Genomic DNA, 1,898 nt, shown 5'->3' with positions numbered 1-1,898 from the left:
CACTTAATGTAAAAACAGGAACTTGCTTACAACTAACAGTGTATAAACAAGTTCCTTACAAGCTATTTCAATGGTGATACATAATCATCTGGAAGTTTACCTCTCCAGTCAATCCACATTTGCTCAGCAATCGGAATTAATTTTTCAAGTTCTTCTTTAGTAAATAAATCTCTAGTTTCAGGTAAATCAATTAAAGATGTAGGACTCTCTTCTATGAATCGTTTCTCACTAGCTTTCTTTTCCTCTTCCGTCGGTGGCCAACGATCGGTCTCCGCTTTAAAATCAATTTCACTTGCCGTCCTCCTGCCTAATAAATATTCGTTAAAATCAGAAGGATTAATCTCAAAGATACGACGAACTGAAGCTACTCCAAACTCTCCAAAAGTATAGTATTTCCCTTCATGTGTTCGAAAATCATATCCTTTTGGTGATTCAATCTTTTCAAAGGTATCAAACTCTTCCCATGTTATTTTAGTTAAACTCATTTTAATCGCCTCCTAATTTTCTAATTGTAAATTCTCCCCATGGAACTTCGTCAATGACTGCTTCTGACATATTTCCTGGGAAGGTTTGTCCTCCTGGTTTCCAAAAGCCATCAAAAGCAGCTTCTTCATTTTCGCTTGAAATTCTTGTGTTTTGAACTGAAATAACAACAGATTTATACTAATTATTAATGCTCTTTTTCGAACCATAAAGTATATAGCGGACTGATTTTCTCAAATAATTCCTTTTCGTATTGATATCTATTCTCTTGTACTTTCTCAACTATTTGACTAACTTTCTCAAATTCATTATTTTTAATCAATTTGTCAATTAAATCTACATCTTTTTCATCAATCTTTTGCGAGGAAACATTCTTAATGATTATCTTTAAAATTTGATAAGTCACCTCATTATCATCTAATTTAGAAATCTCGGATGTTATTTTTCCTCTCTCAGTAAAAACTAGATTATACCTTCCATTTCTATCCTCTATTATAGAAATTCCCTCCGGAAAGTAGGGAGGTTGTTCAGAAAAATGAATTCCAAATTCACCTAATTTTATGTTTCCAATTTTTGAAACTTCGGATTCAATTTTGTTTTTTAATTTTATTAGCATTTAATTATTCCTATTTCAATTTAAGTAGAAAATTCCCTTTTTCTAATTCATCAATTGTTAAATATGTATAATATTGAATTCCCATACCAGGTTCATCAAACCAAGGGGCAACTAATCCTTCTTTTATTGGTATTTCTTTTAGAACAATGTAGTCTGAATTCGGTTGGAGTTTCATAAAAGGAGGTAAGGCTTTCTCACCAAATGTTGCTCCTTCAGGAGAGAAATACCTTCCCGTTGGATTAGAACCAATTCTGTTTATTCGAGTTCCAGGCAATATAACAGATTCTTTGTATTCGCCATTCAAAAATCCATGTTTATATATACTTCCATCAACTCTACCCATGGAACTCTCGGGACTTCCTGGATAAATTGTATTCCCTGTTAGCTGATTAAAATAATCCGGATTATCATATACATTTTTATTTTTAAGGTAAAATTCTGGCTCAGGTGGATATGACCAATTTCTTAATTTGACTCTATCAGATGGTTCGATACCTGCCTCCGCATATTTGTGCCATTGAAGATATCTCTGACGGTCCATCGGTTCCATACTCATCAAGGTTTTCTGGAATTTCTCCTTCGCCAGATACTGGTCAAAGTTACTGGATTCCCTCGCAAGTTTGCTTTCCTCTATATTCTTCAGAATCTGCTCGCGGTTATACTTCGGTACTTCGACATTGTGGACACCCTTCACCTTCGGAAGTTCCTGACTAACTAATGGAGATTTGTTTAAGTTTCGTTGGAGTTTCTCCTTCGCCAGATACTGGTCAAAGTTACTGGATTCCCTCGCAAGTTTACT

General features: G+C 34.5%; 3 protein-coding genes. All 3 read right to left on the bottom strand.

Annotated features, from left to right (window positions below; genetic code table 11):
• Window positions 1-62 precede the first annotated feature (62 nt).
• Window positions 63-485 carry a hypothetical protein gene (locus N8M95_RS09120; protein WP_261117076.1) on the bottom strand — a complete coding sequence of 141 codons (423 nt, stop codon included), beginning with the start codon at window positions 483-485 and terminating at the stop codon, window positions 63-65.
• A gap of 185 nt (window positions 486-670) precedes the next feature.
• A complete protein-coding gene (locus N8M95_RS09115; protein WP_049510011.1) occupies window positions 671-1,099 on the bottom strand; it encodes an Imm63 family immunity protein in 429 nt (142 codons plus the stop codon).
• A gap of 10 nt (window positions 1,100-1,109) precedes the next feature.
• On the bottom strand, window positions 1,110-1,898 hold a 789-nt coding region (locus N8M95_RS09110), incomplete at its 5' end, for a TNT domain-containing protein (RefSeq protein ID WP_261117075.1).

The organism is Streptococcus mitis (assembly GCF_946190325.1).
Taxonomy (GTDB): Bacteria; Bacillota; Bacilli; order Lactobacillales; family Streptococcaceae; genus Streptococcus; species Streptococcus mitis_CF.
The sequence above is the reverse complement of the archived record's forward strand: the minus strand, read 5'-3'. Positions and strand labels throughout refer to the sequence as shown.